Source organism: Amycolatopsis rhabdoformis (assembly GCF_035918295.1).
Lineage (GTDB): Bacteria > Actinomycetota > Actinomycetes > Mycobacteriales > Pseudonocardiaceae > Amycolatopsis > Amycolatopsis rhabdoformis.
In genome coordinates this window covers 9384045-9406556 of the sequence record NZ_CP142149.1, presented here as the reverse complement: position 1 = coordinate 9406556, position 22512 = coordinate 9384045, and the positions used below count along the sequence as shown (strand labels likewise).

At 69.8% G+C, this 22512-nt stretch carries 18 protein-coding genes and 1 tRNA gene; 8 read left to right on the top strand and 11 right to left on the bottom strand.

The genetic code is table 11. The features are described from left to right. Positions 1-414: 414 nt before the first annotated feature. A tRNA-Met gene (locus VSH64_RS43780) sits at positions 415-488 on the bottom strand. A 67-nt stretch (positions 489-555) separates the two neighbouring features. Continuing rightward, a complete protein-coding gene (locus VSH64_RS43775) occupies positions 556-3573 on the bottom strand; it encodes a UPF0182 family protein (protein WP_407655607.1) in 3018 nt (1005 codons plus the stop codon). A gap of 147 nt (positions 3574-3720) precedes the next feature. Here VSH64_RS43775 and VSH64_RS43770 point away from each other — a divergent pair, with 147 nt between their 5' ends. Then, the gene (locus VSH64_RS43770; RefSeq protein ID WP_326568604.1) at positions 3721-4278 is read left to right on the top strand and encodes a PPA1309 family protein; all 558 of its coding nucleotides are present in this window, start codon (positions 3721-3723) and stop codon (positions 4276-4278) included. Between the two features lie 69 nt (positions 4279-4347). Here the strand turns inward: VSH64_RS43770 and VSH64_RS43765 are convergent, their stop codons facing one another. After that, on the bottom strand, positions 4348-5367 hold the full coding sequence (locus VSH64_RS43765) for a YlbL family protein (RefSeq protein ID WP_407655718.1): 1020 nt from the start codon (positions 5365-5367) through the stop codon (positions 4348-4350). A 191-nt stretch (positions 5368-5558) separates the two neighbouring features. On the opposite strand from VSH64_RS43765, the gene VSH64_RS43760 reads away from it, so the two are divergent. Then, a complete protein-coding gene (locus VSH64_RS43760) occupies positions 5559-6986 on the top strand; it encodes a zinc-dependent metalloprotease (RefSeq protein ID WP_326568602.1) in 1428 nt (475 codons plus the stop codon). A gap of 744 nt (positions 6987-7730) precedes the next feature. Here the strand turns inward: VSH64_RS43760 and VSH64_RS43755 are convergent. Beyond that, entirely contained in the window at positions 7731-8243 is a 513-nt protein-coding gene (locus VSH64_RS43755) for a M48 metallopeptidase family protein (protein ID WP_326568601.1), read from the bottom strand. 221 nt (positions 8244-8464) lie between these two features. Here VSH64_RS43755 and VSH64_RS43750 point away from each other — a divergent pair, with 221 nt between their 5' ends. The 3 genes from VSH64_RS43750 (at position 8465) to VSH64_RS43740 (ending at position 11968) form a co-directional block, all read left to right on the top strand. Next, positions 8465-9541: a hypothetical protein gene (locus tag VSH64_RS43750; RefSeq protein ID WP_326568600.1), complete on the top strand. Its 1077-nt coding sequence runs from the start codon at positions 8465-8467 to the stop codon at positions 9539-9541. A 46-nt stretch (positions 9542-9587) separates the two neighbouring features. Then, complete coding sequence (locus tag VSH64_RS43745) at positions 9588-10928, top strand: ABC1 kinase family protein (protein WP_407655717.1); 1341 nt, start codon at positions 9588-9590, stop codon at positions 10926-10928. A gap of 101 nt (positions 10929-11029) precedes the next feature. After that, on the top strand, positions 11030-11968 hold the full coding sequence (locus VSH64_RS43740; protein ID WP_326568598.1) for a hypothetical protein: 939 nt from the start codon (positions 11030-11032) through the stop codon (positions 11966-11968). Between the two features lie 913 nt (positions 11969-12881). Here VSH64_RS43740 and VSH64_RS43735 read toward each other — a convergent pair. The 6 genes from VSH64_RS43735 to VSH64_RS43710 all read right to left on the bottom strand — a co-directional run bounded on the left by VSH64_RS43735 (position 12882) and on the right by VSH64_RS43710 (position 18427). Continuing rightward, positions 12882-13064 carry a hypothetical protein gene (locus VSH64_RS43735; protein WP_326568597.1) on the bottom strand — a complete coding sequence of 61 codons (183 nt, stop codon included), beginning with the start codon at positions 13062-13064 and terminating at the stop codon, positions 12882-12884. Next, positions 13061-14413: a class I SAM-dependent methyltransferase gene (locus VSH64_RS43730; protein ID WP_326568596.1), complete on the bottom strand. Its 1353-nt coding sequence runs from the start codon at positions 14411-14413 to the stop codon at positions 13061-13063. Before VSH64_RS43730 ends, VSH64_RS43735 begins: the two co-directional genes overlap by 4 nt. Positions 14414-15086: 673 nt before the next feature. Further along, positions 15087-15344, bottom strand: coding sequence for a hypothetical protein (locus VSH64_RS43725; RefSeq protein WP_326568595.1), 258 nt, complete (start codon positions 15342-15344; stop codon positions 15087-15089). Next, positions 15341-15685 (bottom strand): WhiB family transcriptional regulator, encoded by a 345-nt coding sequence (locus tag VSH64_RS43720; protein WP_326568594.1) that lies wholly within the window; start codon positions 15683-15685, stop codon positions 15341-15343. Before VSH64_RS43720 ends, VSH64_RS43725 begins: the two co-directional genes overlap by 4 nt. 153 nt (positions 15686-15838) lie before the next feature. Beyond that, on the bottom strand, positions 15839-16126 hold the full coding sequence (locus VSH64_RS43715; protein ID WP_326568593.1) for a hypothetical protein: 288 nt from the start codon (positions 16124-16126) through the stop codon (positions 15839-15841). Positions 16127-16336: 210 nt separating this feature from the next. Continuing rightward, positions 16337-18427, bottom strand: a complete 2091-nt coding sequence (locus tag VSH64_RS43710) for an ATP-dependent DNA helicase UvrD2 (protein ID WP_326568592.1) — start codon at positions 18425-18427, stop codon at positions 16337-16339. Between the two features lie 64 nt (positions 18428-18491). Between VSH64_RS43710 and VSH64_RS43705 the strand changes: the two genes are divergently transcribed. Continuing rightward, on the top strand, positions 18492-19220 hold the full coding sequence (locus tag VSH64_RS43705) for a DUF4191 domain-containing protein (RefSeq protein ID WP_326568591.1): 729 nt from the start codon (positions 18492-18494) through the stop codon (positions 19218-19220). 238 nt (positions 19221-19458) lie between these two features. On the opposite strand, the gene VSH64_RS43700 is transcribed toward VSH64_RS43705, so the two are convergent. Next, positions 19459-19944 (bottom strand): RDD family protein, encoded by a 486-nt coding sequence (locus VSH64_RS43700; protein ID WP_326568590.1) that lies wholly within the window; start codon positions 19942-19944, stop codon positions 19459-19461. A gap of 175 nt (positions 19945-20119) precedes the next feature. Between VSH64_RS43700 and glnA the strand changes: the two genes are divergently transcribed. Further along, positions 20120-21544, top strand: coding sequence for a type I glutamate--ammonia ligase (glnA, locus tag VSH64_RS43695; RefSeq protein WP_326568589.1), 1425 nt, complete (start codon positions 20120-20122; stop codon positions 21542-21544). A gap of 382 nt (positions 21545-21926) precedes the next feature. Further along, entirely contained in the window at positions 21927-22508 is a 582-nt protein-coding gene (locus VSH64_RS43690; RefSeq protein ID WP_326568588.1) for a cadmium resistance transporter, read from the top strand. Positions 22509-22512: the final 4 nt, after the last annotated feature.

Here is a 22512-nt window from a genome sequence, read left to right as displayed (position 1 = left end):
CCTCCCACCGCAGGCCGGCAACCGGGGGCAAGGGGCGCAGCCCCACCACGGGCCAACCGCACACACACTCCAACAAGCGCAGCCTCCCCACCGAGGCCTAGGAGCGCAGCCCCACCACGGCCCCCAGCCAACTCAGCCTCCCCACCGAGAACCCAGAGCGCGCAACCTCACTCGGGGTCCAATGGGCGCAGCCCCAGCCCTCCCCCAACGATCGAGGACGCAGCCCCAGATCAAAGACCACGACCCGGGGGCAAGGGGCGCAGCCCCAAAACGGGGTCCAGGGGGCGAAGCCTCCCTGGTGGGGGTCCAGGGGGCGAAGCCCTCCTGGCGGGGGTCTGGGGGTTCGACCCCCAGAGCACACAACGAAAGAGGCCCTCGCTTGCGCAATCCGCAAGCAAGGGCCTCCCACCTCTGTAGCGGGGACAGGATTTGAACCTGCGACCTCTGGGTTATGAGCCCAGCGAGCTACCGAGCTGCTCCACCCCGCGTCGTGACACCTACCTTACGCCTGGGTTTCTCCGGGGTGCAAAGCAGGTGCCACTTCCGTGCGCGAGGTCACCCGCCGGGCTGCTGCGGGGCTCCGCTGCCGGACGGTGGGGTGGCCGGCGGCTTGGCGGATTCGTAGGCCTTCGCCGCCGCGTCGAGTGCCGAGAGGGCCGCGCCCTGGTCCGCGAAGTTTCCGGACTGCTGCGCTGCTTTCAGCTTCGCCAGTGCCGACTGGATGTCGGCCACGGCCTTGTCGAGTGCCGGGTTCGCGCCGCCCGAGTTGGCGGGCGGGGTGGTCGGCGTGGTGGGTGTCGACGGTGAGGTCGGTGGGTTCGTCGAGGACGAAGGGGGCGAGGTTTCGTTGGGGGTGGTCGCCGCGACGCCCGTGCCCTTGCCGAAGACCTGGTCCAGCGCTTCGTTCAGAGTCGGCGCGTAGCCGACCTTCGAGCCGAACGACACCAGGATGCGGGCCAGCTGTGGGTAGCTCGTCTGGTTCCGCTGTCTGATGTAGACCGGTTCGACGTAGAGGAACCCGTCGGCGACCGGCAGCGTGATCATGTTGCCGTAGATCGGGATCACGTTGGGGTTGTTGAGCAGCGTTCTGTCCTGGGCGACCTGTTGGTCGCTCTGGAATCTGTTCTGCACCTGCACCGGCCCGTCCACCTGGTTCGCCCCGGTGGTGGTGGGTAGTCGGAGCACGCGGATCGTGCCGTAGTCCTGCGGGTCGGACGACACCGACATCCACGACGCGAGGTATTGCCGTTGCAGACCGGTGAGCCCACTGGTCAGCTGGAACGTCGGGGTGCCTTCACCGGCCGCGTCGGCCAGCACGTAATAACCGGGTTGGTTCGCGACGTTCGCCGCCGCCGTTGTCGCGCTGCCGTCTTCCGTCGGGTCCTGCGGGACGCTCCAGAACGACTGCTGCGCGTAGAACTGCTGCGGGTTGTCCACGTGGTAGCGAGCCAGCAGCTCACGCTGGACCTTGAACAGGTCCTCGGGGTAGCGGAAGTGCGCACGCAGGTCCGGCGAGATGTCCGAGCTCGGCTTCACCAGGCCCGGGAACACCTTCTCCCACGCGTTGAGCACCGGTTCCTTGTCGTCGATCGAGTACAGGGTGACTGTGCCGTTGAACGCGTCGACGGTCGCCTTCACCGAGTTGCGGATGTAGTTGATCGAGTTGTTCGCTTGGCGCGTAACGCCGTTGAGCGAGTCGTTGGTGGCTTCGCCGAGCTGCGTCTGCTGCGCGTACGGGTAGTTGTTGAGCGTGGTGTACCCGTCGACGATCCACACGATCTTGCCGTCGACCACCGCGGGGTACGGGTCGCCGTCGAGCGTGAGCCACGGGGCCACCTTGCTCACGCGGTCGCGGGGCGCCCGGTTGTACATGATCTTCGAGCCGTCGCTGATGGCGTCGGAGAAGAGGATGTTGCGCTCGCCGTAGTTCGCCGCGAAGGCGAGTCGGTTGAACCAGTTGTCGAGCGGCACGCCGCCGGTGCCCTGGTAGAAGTACGGCGCCTTCTGGGTCGGCGAGTCGGATTCGCCCGGCGCCTTGCCCGGGGTGCCGCCGACGATCGCGTAGTCGTTTTCGTCGGCCAGCTCGCCGTAGTAGATGCGCGGCTGGTCGACCTCGATGCCGGGCTTGCCGCCGACCGCGCCGGCGCCGGTGGGGTTGTTCGTGTCGCTCGTGCCGACGATCGGGTAGCCCGCGGTGCTCGTGTCGGACACGTCCGTGACCGCGCGGTTGATCGTGTTGGCCGGCGCGGCGACGAACCCGTTGCCGTGGGTGTAGACGAGGTGCTTGTTGATCCAGTTGGTCTGGTTGCCCGCGAGCCCGTCGGTCTTGATCTCCTTGGCGGCCACGATGTAGTCCTGCGTGGTGCCGCCCACGGTGTAGCGGTCGATGTCGAGCTTCGCCGGGAAGCCGTAGTAGTTCTGACCGCCGACGAGCTGCGTGTAGGTGTCGGACAGCACGTTCGGGTCGAGCAGCCGGATGTTGGACACGGTTCCGGTGTCGGCCTTCACCGCGTCGGAGCTCGCCTGGTTGCTGCCCTGGTAGTTCTCGTACTTCACGTTGTTGAGCCCGAACGCCGAGCGCGTCGCGTCCATGTTGCGCTGGATCGACGTGGCTTCCTTGTCGTTCGCGTTCGGCTTCACCGAGAACTGGTCGAGGATCGCGGGCCAGGCCACGCCCACCAGCACGCCCGAGAGGATGAGCAGCACGAGCGCGATCGCCGGCAGCTGAAGGTTGCGCAGGAACGCGCCGGCGAAGAACGCGATCGCGCAGATCACCGAGATGCACAGCAGGATCAGCTTCGCCGGCAGCACCGCGTTGAGGTCGGTGTAGGTGGCGCCGTTGAACAGTGGCATGTCGCGATCGGACAGCAGCAGGTTGTAGCGGTCGAAGAAGTACTCGGCCGCCTTCAGCAGCACGAAGACGCCGACGGTGATGGCGAGCTGCGCGCGCGTGGGGCCGGCCAGCTGGCCGCCGCGGCCGGCGAGGCGGATGCCCCCGAAGATGTAGTGGGCGATCAGCGCGCCGAAGAACGAGATCACGACCGTGACGAACAGCCAGCCGAGCAGCCAGTTCACGAACGGCAGGGTGAACGCGTAGAAGCCGATGTCGAGCCCGAACTGGGGGTCTTTCTGGCCGAACGACGTGCCGTTGAGGAACAGCTGGATCGTCTGCCAGTCGCCCATCGCCGACGCGCCGGCGATGAGACCGGTGATCAGCGGGATGCCGATGCCGAACAGCCGGATGCGGCTCACGATCATCGAGCGGTAGCGCGAGAGCGGGTCGTCGCTGCCCGAAACGGGCACGAACACCGGCCGCGTGCGGTAGGCGATGATCAGGCTGACCGCGAGGGTACCGCCCACGAGCAGCCCGACGGCCACGAAGAGGACTATCCGCGTGAGGATTTCCGTGGTGAACACCGAACGCGCGTGGACCTCGCCGAACCACAACCAGTCGACGTAGGTGTCGAGCAGGCGCACGCCCAGCAGCAGCGCCAGCACGATCACCGCGGCGATGATGAGGAGGATCCTGCTGCGCCGGGACAGCTTCAGGCTCACCGGGGGCCGAGTCGCCACGGCAACGCTCCTGTCTTCGTTAACACGATCGCGGGGACGGCAACGTCCCCTGACGGTCTAACTCTACGGATGGGTGCCCGAGTTCCCGGGACCGCCCGAATCGGACGTCGCACGAAGGCGCGCGGACCGGCCTGCGACGATGTCGCCATGCAGCCGAGTGAGCCGCCCGCCGCCAACCCCGTCGCGAGCCTGGCCCGGGAAGTCGAAGAATTCGTCGCGTCCGGCGGCTGGGACCAGCCGCCGCAGCTGTTCGCGCTGGTGCCGACCGCCGCGTTGCTCGACGAGCAGCCCGAGCTGGCCGGCCAGCTCGACCGCGCGAACCCGCTCACGCCCGTCGCGCAGGAGGCGCTGCCCGAGGGCGACCTCGCCGAGTCGCTCGGCCGGATCGCCTGGCCCGAGATCGTGGTGGGTTGCGCGATCGCGCAGGAGATCATCGTGCTGCCGCCCGACGTCGAGGCGGAGCTGGAAGGCGTGGCGGAAGCCGACGCCGAGCGCCTGCGCCGCGCGGCCGCCGACCACCCGCGGCGCACGGAGGCGCGGCTCGTGGCGGCCGTGCTGCGCGAAGGCGATGTGGCGTGCGTGATGCGGCTGCGGGGTGCGAAGCCCGGTGAAGAGGACTCGTCCGACGCCGTGGACGAGATCGTGGAAAGCCCCGACCTCGCGCCGAACCTGCTCGACGCGTTGAAGACCACGCTGCTGCCCTGAACCCCGTCGAACCGGAGGCCTCCGCGTGGGGGCCTCCGGTTCGCGACAGGTTGTGGCACGTCTTCGTCCTCAGCAGTGCGCCGTGGGCCGGCCGGCCTTGAGGTTCTCGAGCTGGGTCAGCGCGTCGTCCAGAGTGGACACCTTGATCAGGTTGAGCCCGTCCGGCACGGCCGACTTCGCTTCGGCGCAGTTGTGCTCGGGAACCAGGAAGTCGGTGGCCCCGGCCTCGCGCGCGCCCACGACCTTGAACGAGATGCCGCCGATCGGGCCGACCTCCCCCGTCTCGCTGATCTCGCCCGTGCCCGCGATGTGGCGGCCGCCGGCGAGGTTGCTGTCGGCCTTCCCGGGCGGGGTGAGGCGATCGATGATCGCCAGCGTGAACATCAGGCCGGCCGAAGGGCCGCCGACGTCCTGCAGCGAGATGTTGACGTCGAACGGCGCGATCGCGTGGTCGACGGCGGTGAGGCCCATGAAGCCCTGCGTGCGGTCGTCGCGCTTCGCGAGCGTGATCGGCACCGTGCGCTCGGGCTGGCCCTTGGCCTGGAAGGTGATCTGCACGGTCTGGCCGGGCTTGGTGTTCAGCAGGGCCTTCGCGACGTCGGCGGCTTCGGTGACCTTCGTGCCGTTGACGACGACCAGCTTGTCGCCCGGGGCGAGCACGTGGTCGGCGGGGCTGCCGGACACGATCTCCTTGGCGAGCACCTCGACGGGGTAGCCGAGGTGGCGCAGGGCGGCGACCTGGGCGTTGCTCTGCGAGTCCTGCAGCTGCTGGATGTTCTCCTGCTTCACCTGCTCGTTGGTCTCGCCGGGGCGGTAGTACTCCTCGCGCGGCGCGAGCGCGTAGCGGCCGCTGGCCCAGAGGCCCAGGGCGGTGAAGAGGTTGATCCCGTCGTTGAGCGACACGGTGGTCATGCGCAGCTCGCCGGCGGTTTGGTAGGTCTCGTGGCCCTTGACCTGCACGACCTCGTTGCCCGCGGCGTCGCGACCGAGCGTGTCGTACGTCGGGCCCGGGCTGATGGCCACGTACGGCACCTGGACCAGGAAACCGGCTACGACGAACACCAGGAACAGCGCGCCGCTGACCAGCAGGGTCCAGCCGCGGCGCGTGAGGCGGCGCTCTTCGCGCGCCGGTTCCCTCGACGGCTCGGTGCGGCTGTTCGCGGTCGCGGTCTCCTCGTCGGGTTTGGTCACGAGCGACAGCGTACGGTGACCGTGTTCGCTTCCCGGTGAAGGCCATGGTTGACGCGCTGGGAGAGCCTCCACCCGCGTACGGTGGACGTATGAACAAACCCCCGTTCGGTTTCGGACCGCCCGATCCCGACAGACGAGGCGATGGCGACCCCTCAGAGCAGCCGTCCGGCGCGGAGGCGTTCAACCAGCTCGGGCAGATGCTGAGCCAGCTGGGCCAGATGCTCAGCCAGGCCGGCTCGTCGAGCGGGCCGGTGAACTACGACTTGGCGAAGCAGATCGCGCTCCAGAACCTCAGCGGTTCGCAGGACGCGAAGCTCGGTTTCGCGTCGTCCACCGGCGACTCGTCCACGGCCGTGCGCGACGCCGCGCACCTGGCGGAGCTGTGGCTCGACGCCGCGACCATCCTCCCTGCCGGCGCCACCACCACGGTCACGTGGTCCGCGCGCAACTGGGTCGAGAAGACCCTGCCCACGTGGCAGCGGCTCTGCGACCCGGTGGCGCAGCAGGTGTCCGGCGCGTGGATCCAGGCGCTGCCCGAGGAGGCCAAGCAGGCCGCCGGGCCGCTGCTGTCCATGATGGGCCAGATGGGCGGCATGGCCTTCGGCTCGCAGCTCGGCAACGCGCTGGCGCAGCTCGCGCAGGAGGTGCTGACCTCCACGGAGGTCGGCCTGCCGCTGGGCCCGGCCAACACGTCGGCGCTGCTGCCCGCGAACATCGAGAAGTTCACCGAGGGGCTCGAGGTCCCGAGCAGCGAGGTGCTCGTGTTCCTCGCCGCGCGCGAGGCCGCGCACCAGCGCCTGTTCGCGCACGTGCCCTGGCTGCGTCAGCGCCTGCTGGCCACCGTCGAGGAGTTCGCGCGCGGCATCACCGTGGACACGTCCGCGCTGGAGTCGCTCGCCGGCCAGATCGACCCGGCCAACCCGGCCAGCATCGAAGAGGCCATGTCCTCGGGCCTGCTGGAACCGCAGACGACCCCCGAGCAGCAGTCCGCGTTGAAGCGCCTCGAAACCCTGCTCGCCCTGGTGGAGGGCTGGGTGGACGTCGTGGTCGCCGAGGCCATCGGCGACCGCCTCCCGGGCGCCGAAGCACTGCGCGAGACCCTGCGCCGCCGCCGCGCCACCGGCGGCCCCGCCGAGCAGACCTTCGCGACCCTCGTGGGCCTCGAACTGCGCCCCCGCCGCATGCGCGCCGCCTCCTCCCTGTGGAAGCTCGTGGGCGACCGCCACGGCATGGAAAAACGCGACGGCCTCTGGTCCCACCCGGACCTCATGCCGACCGCCGAGGACCTCGACGAGCCCCTCGACTTCGCCGACCGCCTCTCCGACACCCCGACTCTCGGGGACGACTTCGACCCGATCGCGGAGTTGGAGAAGACGGAGAAGCGTGAGGCTGAGGCTTCTGGTGCTTCTGCGGAGTCTGGTTCTTCTGCGAAGCCTGACGGTGGGACCGCTGGCTCTGCCGGCTCCGCCGAGGACAGCGACAAGGGTGAGGACAAGGGCGACAACCCGAAGTCCTGACTACCCTCGCCTTTCCACCGCCGGTCCTCCGTCGCCATGCGACGGAGGACCGGCTGGTTTCCGAGGTCATTCGCCGCTCGGCCGCGCGGCGCCCAACGACGGTGAGCAGGCCGCCTTCCGAGGTCATCGGCGCTTGGTCATGCTGCCCTTCAGAGCGAGGCCGTCAGCCACTTCTGCTGACGATCAGCCTCGCTCCGGCACGCGCTGTCGCCAGCCGCCGGGGCCGCCTCAGCCGCCGAAACTCGCCCGTCAGAAGCCTAATAGCCCGTCGAGAGACCTTCCCCCGACCTGCTCCGACCTCACAACGGCGCTTGTGCCGCGACAAAGCACCCCGCTCGGCACTCCTTGCGTTGCCCGGCGAGGCTTGGCTCGGTGTGGAGAGGCTGATTCGGCCGCGCGTGGCGTGGACGAACCTCGGGATCGCAGGGCACAGCGGTACACGACCCCTCTGTGAAGCGTCCACTCGCTCGCGAGTTGGCCACACTGCCAACTCAACGAGTCCTGCCGCACCCATCAGCACCCCAGCGCGCCCAGACACAGCCCGGCTGTCGGAGAGGACGGTCTGTGCGTTCACCGCTCGGTGGGTGCCTTCGCAGGTCGAACAGGCCCCAGATTCAACTGGCCCGCTCATCCGGGACCGCTGCCGCCAGCTGTCCAGTTCGTGCCCTGAGTCAACCTCGCGATCCCACCAGTAGCACCCTCACTCCGAGTGCCGGCAACACCGCCGAGCAACACTCACCACACCTAATCCTCCTCCTCCGAAATCCCCCACCCCGCCGCCGCCGACAAGCCCTCCAGGTACCCGATCGCGCGTTCCGTCTTCGGGTACCGGTTCACCAGCTCCCAGAACGCCGCGTCGTGCCCTGGTTCGCGGAGGTGGGCCAGCTCGTGCACCAGCACGTAGTCCAGGACCCACGGCGGTACGCGCTGCAGGCGGTTGCTGACGCGGATCGTCGCGTCGACCGGGGTGCAGGAGGCCCAGCGGGTGCGCATGGGTGGCACCCAGCGCACGCTCGCGGGTATCGCCCGTGGATGGACGTACTTCGCCGCCAGCACGGCGCAGCGCGACAGCAGGGCCTCGTCCGAGGTTTTCGGGGACGACGGCTTCCGCTGTTCCGGGCGCTGGAGCCGGCGCTCCATCTCGGCGACCCAGTGCCGTTCTTCCGCGCGCGTCATGTACGACGGGATGAGCACCACGAGGGTGTCGTCTTTCCAGTACGCCGTGACGGTGTGGTGCCGGCGCGTGCTGCGCCGCACCTCGACCTTGTGTTCAGGAGTGTCCGACGGGGGGTTCGTTCCACCCCGGCCCCGCAGTGCGGGCATCCGTGCTTCGACCACCCGACAACGGTAAGGCCACCGACCGACAACTTGGGAGCGTCGGATGGTCACAGCCCCTAGTTGTCCACAACTCGGCCTGCCTGTGGATAACTCGGCATTTTCGGCCGGAGCACCGCCGCGGGAGTGTCAAGCTGATCATCATGAGCCTGTCCACAGTTCCTCCGCCGGACGTTCTGCTGCCGGCGTTCCCGACCTTGCTCCAGGGCCTCCACGTGCTCGAACGCGGCAACGACGAAGTCCAGATCGGCCTCGACCCGCGCCACGGCCTGGTGGTGACCGGGCTGGCGCCGAGCGTCGTCGCGCTCGTCCGTCGGCTCGACGGAAGCCGCGGGCTCGACGCCGTGCTCGCCGAGAGCGAACACCTCGACCAGCTGCGGCTTCTGCTCAAACAGCTCACCGCGCTCGGCCTCGTCACGGAAGCGCCCACCCACGCGGCCAGGCGCGTCGAGACCGGTTTCTGGTCCCTGCGCGCCCGCCACCACCAGACCGCGCTCACCGAGCGCCGGCGCCACAGCCTGGTCTCCGTGCGCGGCGACGGCCGGATCGCCGTGGCCGTGGCCGCACTGCTGGCCAACGCCGGGGTCGGCAACCTCGACGTCCGCGCCGGCGGCGTCGTGACCGAGGCCGACCTCGGCTCGGGCTACACCAGCGCCGAGCTGGGCCTGCCCCGCCGAAGAGCGCTGCAGAACGTGCTGGCCCGCGTCGCGCCCGAAGTCAGCACCGCGCGCAACCAGCAGCGCGCGCCCGACGTCGTGGTGCTCACCGACGCCGTGGTGCCCGCTCCGGAGCTGGTGGCGGGTCTGGCCGACGACGGCGTCACCTACCTGCCGGCCCGCGTCCGCGACGGCACGGTGATCGTCGGCCCGCTGGTCGTGCCCGGCCGCAGCACCTGCCTGCGCTGCTGCGACCTGACCAAGACCGATCTCGACGATTCCTGGCCCCGCGTCGCGGCCCAGCTCGTGGGCGTGGACCAGCGGCCCGATCTCGCGACCGTGCAGGCGTGCGCCTCGCTGGCCGTCGCGCAGGCCCTGCGGGTGCTCTCGCCCAGCGCCGAGCCGCCGCCGGCGTGGAACAGCACGCTCGAGCTCGACCCGTTCGAGGGCCGGCTGCGGCACCGGTACTGGGAGCCGCATCCCGGGTGCGATTGCGGCGCACCGGAAACGCCCCTCGACACCACATCCGAGACAGCGCCGCAGGCAGCGCCGCCGGAGACGTAGCCCACACCCCCTGGCAGGCTGCGGGCACCAAGGTCACCAAGGCAGAATTGACGGGGTGACCGATCCCGCAGACCGTGAATCCGCCCTGCCGCGCCGAGGTGCGGCGCGCACCGCGAAGCTCGCCAGCATTCCGCTCGGAATCGCCGGACGGGCCGTGGGCGGCTGGGGGAAGCGGCTCGCGGGCCAGAGCGCGGAACAGGTGAGCGCCACGCTGTCGGCGAAGGCCGCGGAGCAGCTGTTCGAGGTGCTGGGCACGCTCAAGGGCGGCGCGATGAAGTTCGGCCAGGCCCTGAGCGTGTTCGAGGCCGCCGTGCCCGACGACATGGCCAAGCCGTACCGCGAAGCGCTCACGAAGCTGCAGTCGGCCGCCCCGCCGATGTCGGCGCAGCAGACGCGCCGCGTGCTCGCGCAGCAACTCGGCCGCTCGTGGGAGGGCCGGTTCAAGCACTTCGAGGACGTCCCGGCGGCGTCGGCCAGCATCGGCCAGGTCCACCGCGCGACCTGGCACGACGGTCGCGAGGTCGCCGTGAAGGTGCAGTACCCGGGCGCAGATGAAGCGCTGCGCAGCGACCTCCGGCAGCTGCAGCGGTTCAGCCGGCTGTTCCAGGCGTTCGTGCCCGGCACGGACGTGAAACCGCTGATGGCCGAGCTCGCCGACCGCATGGACGAGGAGCTCGACTACCTCAACGAAGCCGACAACCAGCGCGCGTTCGTGAAGGCGTTCGAGGGTGATCCCGCGTTCCTCATCCCGCGCGTGGTGGCGAGCGCGCCCAAGGTCGTGATCACGGAATGGGTCACGGGCACGCCGTTGTCCCAGGTCATCGCCGACGGCGACCGCGCGACGCGCAATCTCGCCGGCCGGCTGCTGATGGAGTTCCACTACTCGTCGCCGGCGCGGGCGCACCTGCTGCACTCCGACCCGCACCCCGGAAACTTCATGGTCACCGACGACGGCCGCCTCTGCGTGCTCGACTTCGGCGGCGTCGCGAAGCTGCCCAACGGCATCCCGCGCCACCTGGGCGAGATGACGCGCCTGGCCCTCGACGGCGAGTCCGCCGACCTGATGCGGCTGCTGCGGGAGAACCGCTTCGTCCGCACTGACTCCGACCTCGCGGCCGACGAGGTGCTCGCCTACCTCGCGCCGTTCACGGAGCCGCTGGCCACGCCGACGTTCCACTTCACGCGCCGCTGGATGCAGCGCCAGGCCGGCCGCGTCGGCGACACCCGCGGCAGCGACTTCCGCGTCGGCCGGTCGCTGAACCTGCCGCCGGAGTACCTGATGATCCACCGCGTCACCGCAGGGTCCACCGGCATCCTCTGCCAGCTCGACGCCGAGGTCCCGGCGCGCGGCATCGTGGAACGGTGGCAGCCCGGCTTCGCCCGCTGAGTTATCCACAGGCAAGGCGGCTTCGGGGCCACTTTCGCTGAGTTATCCACAGATCCGCGAACCCGGTTCCACTCGGATGGCCGAGCGGTCATCCTCGAACCATGACGACTACCACCAGCATCCACAGTGTGGCTTTCCGTGATCCCGCCTCCGTCGGCGTGATCGACTTGAGAACGCTGCGCAGCGCCGGCGTCTCCACCCGCAGAGCCGCGCGGCTCGCTCAGCCGGGCGGGCCGTGGCGCCGCGTGTACCCCGGCGTATTCGTGGCCCAGAACAAACCGCCGACCCGATTACAGCTGCTGCACGCCGCGATCGCCCGCTACGGCCCCTCGGCCGTGATCACGGGCATCGACGCGCTGCGGGCCCACGGCGTCACCCACCCGCTCACCGGCGAGATCCACCTGCTGCTGCCGCACTACCGTCGCCCGCGCGCCGAGGCCGGCGTGCTCACCCACCGCACGGCCCGCATGCCCGAGCCCGTGCTGATCGACGGCCTGCCCTACGCCACCGCCCCGCGCGCCGCCCTGGACCTCGCGCGCCGCGAGACCGACCCGGTCGCCGTCCAGCGCTTCACGACCCTGCCGCTGTTCTGGGGTCTCTGCGACCGCGCCGAACTGCAAGCCGAGCTCGACGCCGGCAACCAGCGCGGCTCCTCCGCCGTCCGCGCCGTGCTGCGCACCCTCGACGACCACGAGACCTTCACCCACGGCCAGGCCCTCCGCATCCTCCGCGACACTCCCCTGCCACCCCCACGCTGGAACGTCACGATCTGCGACCTCCGCGGCCGCCGCATCGGCCTCGCCGACGCCTGGTGGGACGAGGTCGGCCTCGCCTGGCGCTACCGCACCGCCGCCGGCCCCACCGACTTCAGCCACCTCGCCCTCACGGCCACCGGCACCGTCCTCGTGCGCTGCACCCCCCGCCAACTCGACGAGACGCGCGCCGAGGTCTCCCGCGAGTTGGTCCGCGCGTACACGCAGGCGGCCCGAACGCCGCGGCCGAAGGTGCGCGCTCTGCATCGGGCGGATACGGCGGCCTGAGGCGGGGGTCGAGTTGGGGTGAGGTGGGCGCAGGCTGGCGAGCTGGGCCGGGCGGATAGGTAGGGCGGAGAAGTGTGGTTTAGCGCTTGCCGATCGCGCGAACCAGCTCGCCCGGCCGGCCAGCCGGTGGGCAGCGGGTTTCCGGAGAGTCCGGAGACAGGCAAGCGATCAGTGCGAGCTCACGGCAGTCCTCACGCCGCGGCGGCGCATTCTTCGACACCGCGGCAGTCCCGCCCTGGCGACCAGCAAACGGAGGGCGGATTCGCCAGCAGCCGCCGTGGAGCTTCCGCTCGATGCAATGCGCGAGATCGCGCGCGCAGGCCGCGCAAACCACCGGGTGTGACGACACTCAGGACAGTGCGGCGAGCGGCGGACCCGACACGGCCGCACCGCCCCGGCAACCCCAGCAAACGGAGGTGAGATTCACGAACAGCCGTCGAGGAGCTTCCGCTCGATGGCACGCAGGCGATCACGTGCGCAGGCCGCGCAAAGTCCGTGGGTGCGACGACACCTAGGGCAGCACAGCACGCTGCTCAGGCTCGACGAAGCAGGCTCGGCTACACCGGGAACATCGCTCCAGCAACCAGCGAACGAAGGTTCGGTCACCAGCGATCGCCGAGGAGTTCCGAGCCGATGCCACGCGCGCGATCACGGGCGCCCAAAGGCACCGGGCGTAACGCCCCCGCCGGACAGCACGGCGAGGGACCGGACCCGGCGCGGTCATATGGCCTCCGCGACCAGCGAGCAAAGGTGGTGTCACCAGCAATCGTCGGGGAAGTTCCGATCCGATGCCGCGCACGCGACCGTGCCGGGCCGCGCAAACCATCGAGTGCCACGACACCTAGGACAGCGCGGCAAGCCGATCGAACCCGGCTCGGCCACGCCGCCCGGCAATCAGCGAACGAAGGGCGGGTTACCAGTAATCGTCGGGGAGTTTCGACTCGATGTCGCGCACGTGGTCGCGGGCGCAGGTCGCGCAGAGCCACTCGGTGCGGCCGTTGTCTTTGGTCGACACCCAGGACAGTGCGGCGAGCGGGTCGGGCTCGGTGGAGCGGGTGCGGCCGCAGCGGGAGCAGGCGGGGTCGGGGGCGGTCACCGTCGGCGTCCACAGTGGACGGTTTTCGCGCCGGTGAGGTAGAGGTCGCGGCGGGTGGCGAGGTGGTGGGGGCCGTCGGGGTCGAGGAGGGTGGTGAGGGTCGCGCGGTCGTCCGGGGTGAGGTGGTCGGCGCCGAACTCGAAGATGCGCGCGATGCGCCGCACCACGTAGTCGGCGAGCAGCTCGGGGCCCGGCGCGGGATGGTGCACGAGCGCGCCGAACGAGTCGACCTCGGTCAAGTCGGCGCGCTCCAGCGCGACGGACCAGCCGTACGGCATCGCGACCGCCCCCTCGATACCCTCCCGCATGCCGATGAACCACTCGGCCTGCGCCGCCAGCAGCCGATCCTCGAGCCCTGGCCTGCCGACGCCCAAATCCCAAGGCAGGCAACGGAAATCCAGCCCACCCTCCGCCAACGCGACCAGCCCACCCACCTTCGCAACCGCCGCGACCGTCCCCACGGCCCGCTGCTGGTCCGCCAAGTGATGCACCACGCGCGACGCCCACACCAAATCCGCCGCCGGCAACACCCCCGGCAGTCCCGCATCAGCCAGGTCCCCCCGCACGGCCCGCACCTCGACCACCCCGGAGGCCACCCCAGCCGAACGACCCACACCAGCGCCACTGCCCGACACCTGTCCGGCCGAGCTGTCGAGCTTCCCTAGGGCCGAACCGCTGCCCGGCACCAGACCAGTCGAGCCGTCGGCAACGCGCGCAAGTCCAGCCGAGCTGTCGAGCTTCCCTGCGGCCGAACCGCTGCCCGGCACCGGACCGGTCGAGCCGTCAGCGACCGGCACAGGTCCTGCAGAGCCGTCGGGCTCCCCCACTACCGAGTCGCTTTCCGGCGCTAGTCCCGCCGAGCCGTCGGCGGGCGGCGCAGGTCTGGCCAAGCCGCCCGCCTTGCCTACGGCCAAGTGGCCGCCCGAGTCGCCGCCACCCTGCACCTGCGCTTCGGTGGCACTCGCCGGTTCGCCGTTCAAGGTCCTCGCGCGCTCGCTCGGCCCCAACGGCTTTCCGACCCAGCCGTCGCTTGTCGCGGGAGCGTCGGTGGCGCCGGCAGACGCGACAGCGGCAGCGGCCCTGACCGATTTCTCGGCCTCGGTGAGCAGCTCGGGCGTCGCGTCGACGAGGATGATGGTGCCGCCGCCGTGGGTGGTGAGGGCGTGGGCGAAGTGTGTGCTCATGCCGCCGGCGCCGCAGCCGAGGTCGACGATCGTCGGGTTTGCCGGCAGGGCGGCGACGAGCCGGTGGGCGATGGCGGACTGGGCGTCGGCGTCGAGGGTGTCGGCCGTGCGGAGCTGCGTCAGGCGCTCGGCCCAGTCGATGTGGTCATGCGTATGAGCGGACACCGCCTCATTCAACACCCGAGGCGCCGACCCGACCGAGAAGCCGGACCGACGAAGCCGCCGGTCATCCGCGCAGCGGCACGAGCGTCGAGTACAGGACGGGCGGCGATGCGCAGGATCAAGAAAGCACTTGTCTGAATCGAGCGCGATCTCGCGACGCGTCCGCCCGAACCAGTCGCGGGTAGCCACGCACCGGCGCCGAAATCCCGCGCTGGTCGGCAAACCGACAGCGCAACCGGCAAGTCACCACCGCGGGTATTGCACGGCGCGCAACGGAAAACAGCGGCGGCACCGGTGAGCTGCCGTAGCGCTAGCGAGATGCGCCCGGAAGCGAATGAGCGCCCACAAAGGATGTACAGCTCATGACTCGCTTCACCCGGATGCCCGGACCCGCAAAAATCCCGGAGACATCACCCGTGCGGAGGACACGACGCAGCATCCGGCCCACCGCAACCGAACTCGCGCGCCCTGGCGCGTTGTCTGAACACTTTCCGAATTCCCCAAGAATCCCGCGAACACCAAACCCGCATCAGGACATGCCGGAAGGCCGGCCACCACAAGGTGACCGGCCCTCCGGCATGGCTGTCAGACTCCAGACCTCAAGCCCGAAGATCCCAAAGCACCCCCGAGGCCACAACCAGACCCCGGAAATACCTCAGCCTCCCCGAACCACGGCTCAGTCCTGGAAGCGCTGCGAGCGGTCCGTCGCCCAGCGGGCTACGCGGGACCACCGGCGGGCTGCGCGGGCGCGGCGCCACGGGCGCAGCGCTTGGCTTTCTTGGTGCAGATCCCGTATTCGGGCACGGGACAGTTCTTCGTGAAGCAACATTTCGCTGGTCTCCTGAGTATCGAGCTGTTTCGGTAGCGGGTGCGCGACGTCGGGTTCGCGGGTGCGGGCCTCGTAGTCGCGGATGGTGATGAGTTCGACGGTCATGCGGCGGCGCTCCGGGCAGCGGCGGCGGGCTCGAGAGCGGCGTTCTTGCGCGGGCGGCCGCGGGGCCGCTTGCGCGCGATCACGACACCGCGCTCGAAGATCTCGCCACCCCAGACGCCCCAGGGCTCGCGCCGGGAGAGGGCGCCGGCGAGGCAGGCCTCGCGGACGGGGCAGTCGCCGCACAGGGACTTGGCGCGCTCGAGCTCGGCGGGAGACTCGGCGAACCAGAGGTCCGCGTCGCGGGAACGGCAGGGCAGGTCGAGCTCGGGGGCCGCGGCCCCGTCGAGCAGGTCGCCGATGCCGAGGTCGAACCCCTCGGCGAAGGCGATGGCGGAAGACATATCGGTGCTCCTTCTTGTCGTTACGGTGGTTTCGGGACGGTTGATCGAACTGGACAACTTGTTCCTCATGGGGTTGTGCAGCCAAAAAAACACGAAGGCCGCGGATCCGGTTACCGGTTCCGCGGCCTTCGTGAGCCTCGTGTCCTGACTAGGTCAGGAACTTCGCTCCCGTATCGACAACGGAACACGGAACTTCTTGATGGTCGGCTGATCGACGTCAACCTGCGGGTACGCGCCAACCAGCGCGGCCGGGGCAAGGGTGACCTCGACGGTGACATCGGCAGGGGTCCACGTGCGCTCTTCAACGCGACGGAATCCGCCGACGTGAGCGCTCGTGACCGAACCCGGAATCGACACACCGGTACCCTGGCGCGAAGCGGGGATCAGGCCGCAGCCGGACAGACCGGTGCCAGGGTTCAGGAGCATCATGTTGCTGTTCATTTCACCGGCACCACCTTCCGCTGTCAGGACGTTCGCCACCCGAGGCGGCGCGCGTCATATGGATCCCCAGACCGGGGGCTTCCCACCCGGGTAGGAGCAGATTATTGCCCCTCGCACACCGGGGCAACTTATTTTCCCGAAAACTCTCCGAAGCTACGAAGATCGCCTCCGAGCAGCGGGTTCGCCGCACCGATCAGGGCGGCGACGCGGTCAAGACCGCATCGAGGCGCGAACCACGTCGAGCACCTCCGCGCCGAAGCGTTCGAGCTTCGTCGCGCCGATGCCGGAGATCGACACGAGCGCTCCGTCGTCGGTCGGTCGCTGTTCGGCGATCGCCATGAGCGTCGCGTCGGTGAACACCACGAACGCCGGCACCTTCAGCTCCCGGGAACGCTCGCCGCGCCAGGCCTTCAGCTTCTCCAGCAGCCCTTCATCCACTGTGGACGGGCACTTCGAGCACCGCCCCAGCTTCACCTCGATCGTCTGCAGCAGCGGCCCGCCGCACAGCCGGCAGCGCGCCACCTTCGAACCCGGCGCCGACGCCTGCTGCGACCGCGCGACGCGAGCCGCCGGGTGGTCCTCCGGGATCAGCCCGTAGAGGAACCGGCTGCGACGCCGGTTGCGGCGGCCGCCGGGCGTGCGCGAGAGCGACCACGAGAGCGACAGGTGCTCCCGCGCCCGCGTGACGCCGACGTAGAACAGCCGCCGCTCCTCTTCGATGGCGGCCTCGTCGTCGCCCGCGTGCAGGATCGGCATGGTGCCCTCGGACAGCCCGACGAGGAACACCGCGTCCCACTCCAGGCCCTTCGCGGCGTGCAGCGAGGCCAGCGTGACGCCCTCGACGGTCGGCGGGTGCTGCGCCGCCGCGCGCTGCTCCAACTCCGCGACGAACCGCGGCAGGTCGGCGTCGGCGACGGTCGCCGCCAGCTCCTCGGCGAGCTCCACCAGCGAGAGCAGCGCGTCCCACCGCTCCTTCGCCGCCCCGCCGGCGGGCGGCTGCTCGGTGAGCCCGACGCGCGCGAGCACCGATCGCACCACCGTGACCAGATCGAGCGAGGTCGGATCCGCCGACGCGACGCGCAGGGCCGACATCGCCTGCCGCACCTCCGCGCGGGCGAAGAACCGCTCGCCGCCGCGCACGAGGTACGGGATGCCGACCTCGGACAGCGCCTGCTCGTACGCCTCCGACTGCGCGTTGACGCGGAACAGCACCGCGACCTCACTGGCCGACACTCCCCCGTCGAGCAGCTCACGCACGCGCCGCGCGGCCGCCGCGGCTTCGGCCGGCTCGTCCTCGTACTCGGCGAAGCGCGGCTCGGGCCCCGGCGGACGCTGGCCGATGAGCTTGAGCCGCGAACCCGCCGGCCGCCCGCGCGCCGCGCCGATCACCCGGTTGGCCAGCCCGACGACCTCGGGCGTCGACCGGTAGTCGCGCTCGAGCCGCACCACGGTGGCTTCAGGGAAGCGTCGCGTGAACTCCAGCAGCGGCCGCGGCGAGGCGCCGCCGAAGGAGTAGATGGTCTGGTTGGCGTCGCCGACCACGGTGAGGTCGTCGCGTCCGCCGAGCCAGGCGTCGAGCAGCCGCTGCTGCAGCGGCGTGACGTCCTGGTACTCGTCGACCACGAAGCAGCGGTAGCGATCGCGGAACTCGACGGCGACGGCTTCGTGCTCCTCGAGCACGGCCGTGGTGTGCAGGAGCAGGTCGTCGAAGTCGAGCACCTGCGCGGAGTTCTTGATCTCCTCGTACAGCCGGTAGACCTGCGCGACCTGCGCCACCGGCGCCGGGGTGTCACGCTGCGTGCGCGCGGCGACCGCCGGGTAGTCGTCGGGCGACACGAGCGAGGCCTTGCTCCACTCGATCTCGCTCGCGAGGTCGCGCAGCACCTCCGTCTCCGTGCTCAGCCGCGCGCGCTGCGCCGCCTGCGCGACGAGCCGGAACTTGTTGTCGACGAGATCCCACGGCCGGTCGCCGATCACACGCGGCCAGAAGTAGCGAAGCTGCCTTCGCGCGGCCGCGTGGAACGTGAGCGCCTGCGCGGCGTCGACGCCGAGACCGCGCAGCCGCGTGCGCATCTCGCCCGCCGCGCGCGTGGTGAAGGTGACGGCGAGTACCTGCCCGGCCGACACGTGACCCCCGCTGACCAGGTGCGCGATGCGGTGCGTGATCGTGCGGGTCTTGCCCGTGCCGGCGCCGGCGAGGACGCACACGGGCCCGCGCGGCGCGGAGGCGGCGGCTCGTTGCTCGGGATCGAGCCCGTCGAGGAGGCCGGGACGACTCTTCGAAGACGATGCGCTTGCCACCCCTCGATCCTCGCAGAGGGGGCCGACGGATTCGTGGCAGGGCACGCGGCCGTATCCTGGTCAGATGGCGGGAAAGCAGGACAAGGAAGCGGCCAAGCTGGCCAAGCAGGAGAAGCGCGCGGCCAGCAAGGCGAAGCGTGGGCAGCTCTTCGAGGCGTTCAAGATGCAACGCCGCGAAGACCCGATGCTGATTCCTTGGATGGCCGGCTCGATCATCGTCGTCGCGGGCGTGCTGTTCGGGGTCGGCTTCATCTTCAACCTGCAGTGGACGCTGTTGCCGCTGGGCATCGTGCTGGGCCTGCTGCTGGCGGTGATCATCTTCGGCCGCCGCGTGCAGAAGACCGTGTACTCGAAGGCCGACGGCCAGCCCGGCGCCGGCGCGTGGGCGCTGGAGAACATGCGCGGCAACTGGCGCGTGACGCCGACCGTCGCCGTGACCACGCAGCTCGACGCCGTGCACCGCGTGCTCGGCGCGCCCGGCGTGATCCTCGTGGCCGAAGGCGCGCCGCACCGCGTGAAGGCGCTGCTCTCGCAGGAGAAGAAGCGCGTTTCGCGGCTGATCGGCGACACCCCGATCTACGACTACACCATCGGCAGCGGCGAGACCGAGATCCCGCTCAAGAAGCTGCAGGGCACGCTGATGAAGCTGCCGCGCAACCTCAAGCCCCCGCAGGTCGACGCCCTCGAGGCCAAGCTCGCCGCCCTCGGCAGCCGCGGCGCGGCCATGCCGAAGGGCCCGATGCCGGCCGGCGCGAAGATGCGCAACGTCCAGCGGACGATCCGCCGTCGCTGACCTGGTTCCACGAAAAAGGCCTCCCGAGCACCAGTCGGGAGGCCTTTTTCGTACGCAGGGTCGGGCTTAGCGCGCGGGCGCGGTTTGTCCGCCGGCTTCAGACTTGTCCGCGGAGTCGACTTCGCCCGCCAGGTTCAGCCTCGTCCGGAGTCAGCTTTGCGTGGCGCTCAGCGGTGCCTGGAGTTCAGATTTGTCCGTCTGGTTCAGCTTTGTCCGGAGTTCAGCTTGGCCGGGACGCTCAGCGCAGCCGGATCACGACGGTGCCGGTCACGCGGTCGAGCCAGCTGCGACCGTCGATGTTGCGCACGATCGCCGGCACGATCACCACCGTGAGCACCATCCGCACCAGCGCCCGCCACGGCCCGACCATCGTCGCGCCGTCGAGCCGAGCCACGCGGACGCCGACGGCGCCCATGCCCGCGGTGAAGCCGAAGAACGTGACCGGCACGGTCGTGATCACGGCCCAGACCACGCCGGCCCACCAGTTGAACGTCTGCATCGCGGCGACGTCCTGCACGTCGTAGCGCACGAAGAGCGTGGTGATCAGGCCGGCGAGCACCAGGTCGATGACCAGCGCCACCAGCCGCGCCCCACCGCCCGCCACCGAGCCGACGCCCGATTCGGGCAACCCGAACGTTTCACCCCGCCACTTCGGCGCGGTTCGCTCACTCGCGCCCGGACCGTTGCCGGTTCCGGGGAGCCACTCGCCCGTCCATCTCGCCACCCGTCCAGGGTATGCCGGTGGCGCGCACCACATTCGCCCTGGTCGGATGGCACGTGTCACGTCACCCGTTAACGTGTGTGAAACATACGGGTGACGGTCGGGCAACACCGCACTCTTAGCGTGAGCCGAAGAGAGTACTGCCGAGCGAGCTCGATCGAAGAAGGAGTCACCGAGGGTGCCCACTACTCCAGACGACATCCAGCGCCTGATCGCCGACGAGAAGGTGGAGTCCATCGACGTCAGGTTCTGCGACCTGCCGGGCGTGATGCAGCACTTCACGGTGCCCGCGAAGGCCTTCGACCTCGAAGCCTACGAAGAGGGCCTGGCCTTCGACGGCTCGTCCGTGCGCGGTTTCCAGTCGATCCACGAGTCCGACATGATGCTGCTGCCGGACCCCGAGACGGCGCGCATCGACCCGTTCCGCAAGACGAAGACGCTGTCGCTGAACTTCTTCGTGCACGACCCGTTCACGCGTGAGGCCTACAGCCGCGACCCGCGCAACATCGCGCGCAAGGCCGAGCAGTACATCGCCGAGTACGGCGTGGCCGACAACGTGTACTTCGGCCCGGAAGCCGAGTTCTACATCTTCGACTCGATCCGCTTCGACTCGGCCGAGCACGCGTCGTTCCACGAGATCGACTCCGTCGAGGGCTGGTGGAACACCGGCGCCGACGAGGTGGGCGGCAACCAGGGTTACAAGACGAAGTTCAAGGGCGGCTACTTCCCCGTACCGCCGGTCGACCACTTCGCCGACCTCCGCGACGACATCGTCCGCCAGCTGCAGGGCTCCGGCTTCGAGATCGAGCGCGCGCACCACGAGGTGGGCACCGCCGGTCAGACGGAGATCAACTACAAGTTCAACACGCTGCTGCACGCTGCCGACGACCTGCAGCTGTTCAAGTACATCGTGAAGAACACCGTGTTCAACGCCGGCAAGACCGCCACGTTCATGCCGAAGCCGCTCGCGGGCGACAACGGCTCGGGCATGCACTGCCACCAGTCGCTGTGGAAGGACGGCCAGCCGCTGTTCCACGACGAGTCCGGCTACGCGGGCCTGTCCGACACGGCGCGCCACTACATCGGCGGTCTGCTCAAGCACGCGCCGAGCCTGCTGGCCTTCACGAACCCGACGGTGAACTCCTACCACCGCCTGGTGCCGGGCTTCGAGGCGCCGGTTTCGCTGGTCTACTCGCAGCGCAACCGCTCCGCGTGTGTCCGCATCCCCATCACGGGCAACAACCCGAAGGCCAAGCGCGCCGAGTTCCGCTGCCCCGACTCGTCGGGCAACCCGTACCTGGCCTTCTCCGCAATGATGATGGCCGGTCTCGACGGCATCAAGAACAAGATCGAGCCGCCGGAGCCCATCGACAAGGACCTCTACGAGCTCCCGCCCGAGGAGGCCAAGAACGTCAAGCTCGTCCCGGGCGACCTGGGCACGGTGCTCGACACCCTGGAAGCCGACCACGACTTCCTCCTCGAGGGCGGCGTCTTCACGCCCGACGTGATCGAGACGTGGGTGCAGTACAAGCGCGAGAACGAAATCGACCCGCTGCGGCTGCGCCCGCACCCGTACGAGTTCTCGCTGTACTACGACGTGTGATCGACCGGCCGTCGCGTTGAGCTGACGGCCTGAAAGACGCGGGACGGCGGTCGAGGGGAATACCCCGGCCGCCGTCCCGATCTTTTGTGCACTTGTCGCCTCGGCGAGTCGTCGGAACAGTCAGCACCATCTCACCTTCGAACCGCTGGTACACCGTCCAGTTCGACGACGTGGTCGCCCGGGTGACCTGGACGACCACACCACCTGCGGTCGGCACCGTCGGGAGATTCACGGTGTCCCGCATGCTCGACGCCACGCACCGCGTCACGGTCGCACCGGAGCATGCCTGAATCATGCCTGCGGAGGTCGAGAGGAAAACCCGACGGCCGGCCCGCGTTTTTGTCCTGTGCGCCGTTGACTGAAATCCTGGGTGGTTGATCCGGTGGACCTCATCGGTCGGGCTGTGGGCCTGTTCGCCGTGACGAACGTGGACGATCTCGTGGTCCTGGCACTCTTCTTCGCCCAGGGCCGTGGCCGGCCCGGCACCGCGCGAGTCGTCGCGGTCGGGCAGTACCTCGGTTTCCTGCTCATCCTGGGCATCGCGGCCGCGGCCGCGTTCGGCGCGACCCTGCTCCCGGAGGACTTCCTCCCGTACCTCGGCCTGCTGCCCCTCGCGCTGGGCGTCCACGCGGCTGTCCAGGCTTGGCGGCACCGGCGTGACCGCGACGAAGCCGAGAGCCCCTCCGGCAACGGCCCGAGGATCTGGCAGGTCGCGGCCGTGACCTTCGCCAACGGCGGGGACAACATCGGGGCGTACGTCCCGGTGTTCGCCACCGCCGGCGTCGGCGGCATGAGCGGCTACGCGGTGGTGTTCCTCGTCCTGGTGGCCGTGTGGATCGCCGCCGGCCGGTACCTCGCCGGCCGCCCGGCCGTCGCGCGAGTGCTCGCCCGCTGGGGGAACGTGCTCCTGCCGGTGGTCCTCATCGCACTCGGCCTGCTCATCCTGATCGAGGGCGGCCGTTAGCGGC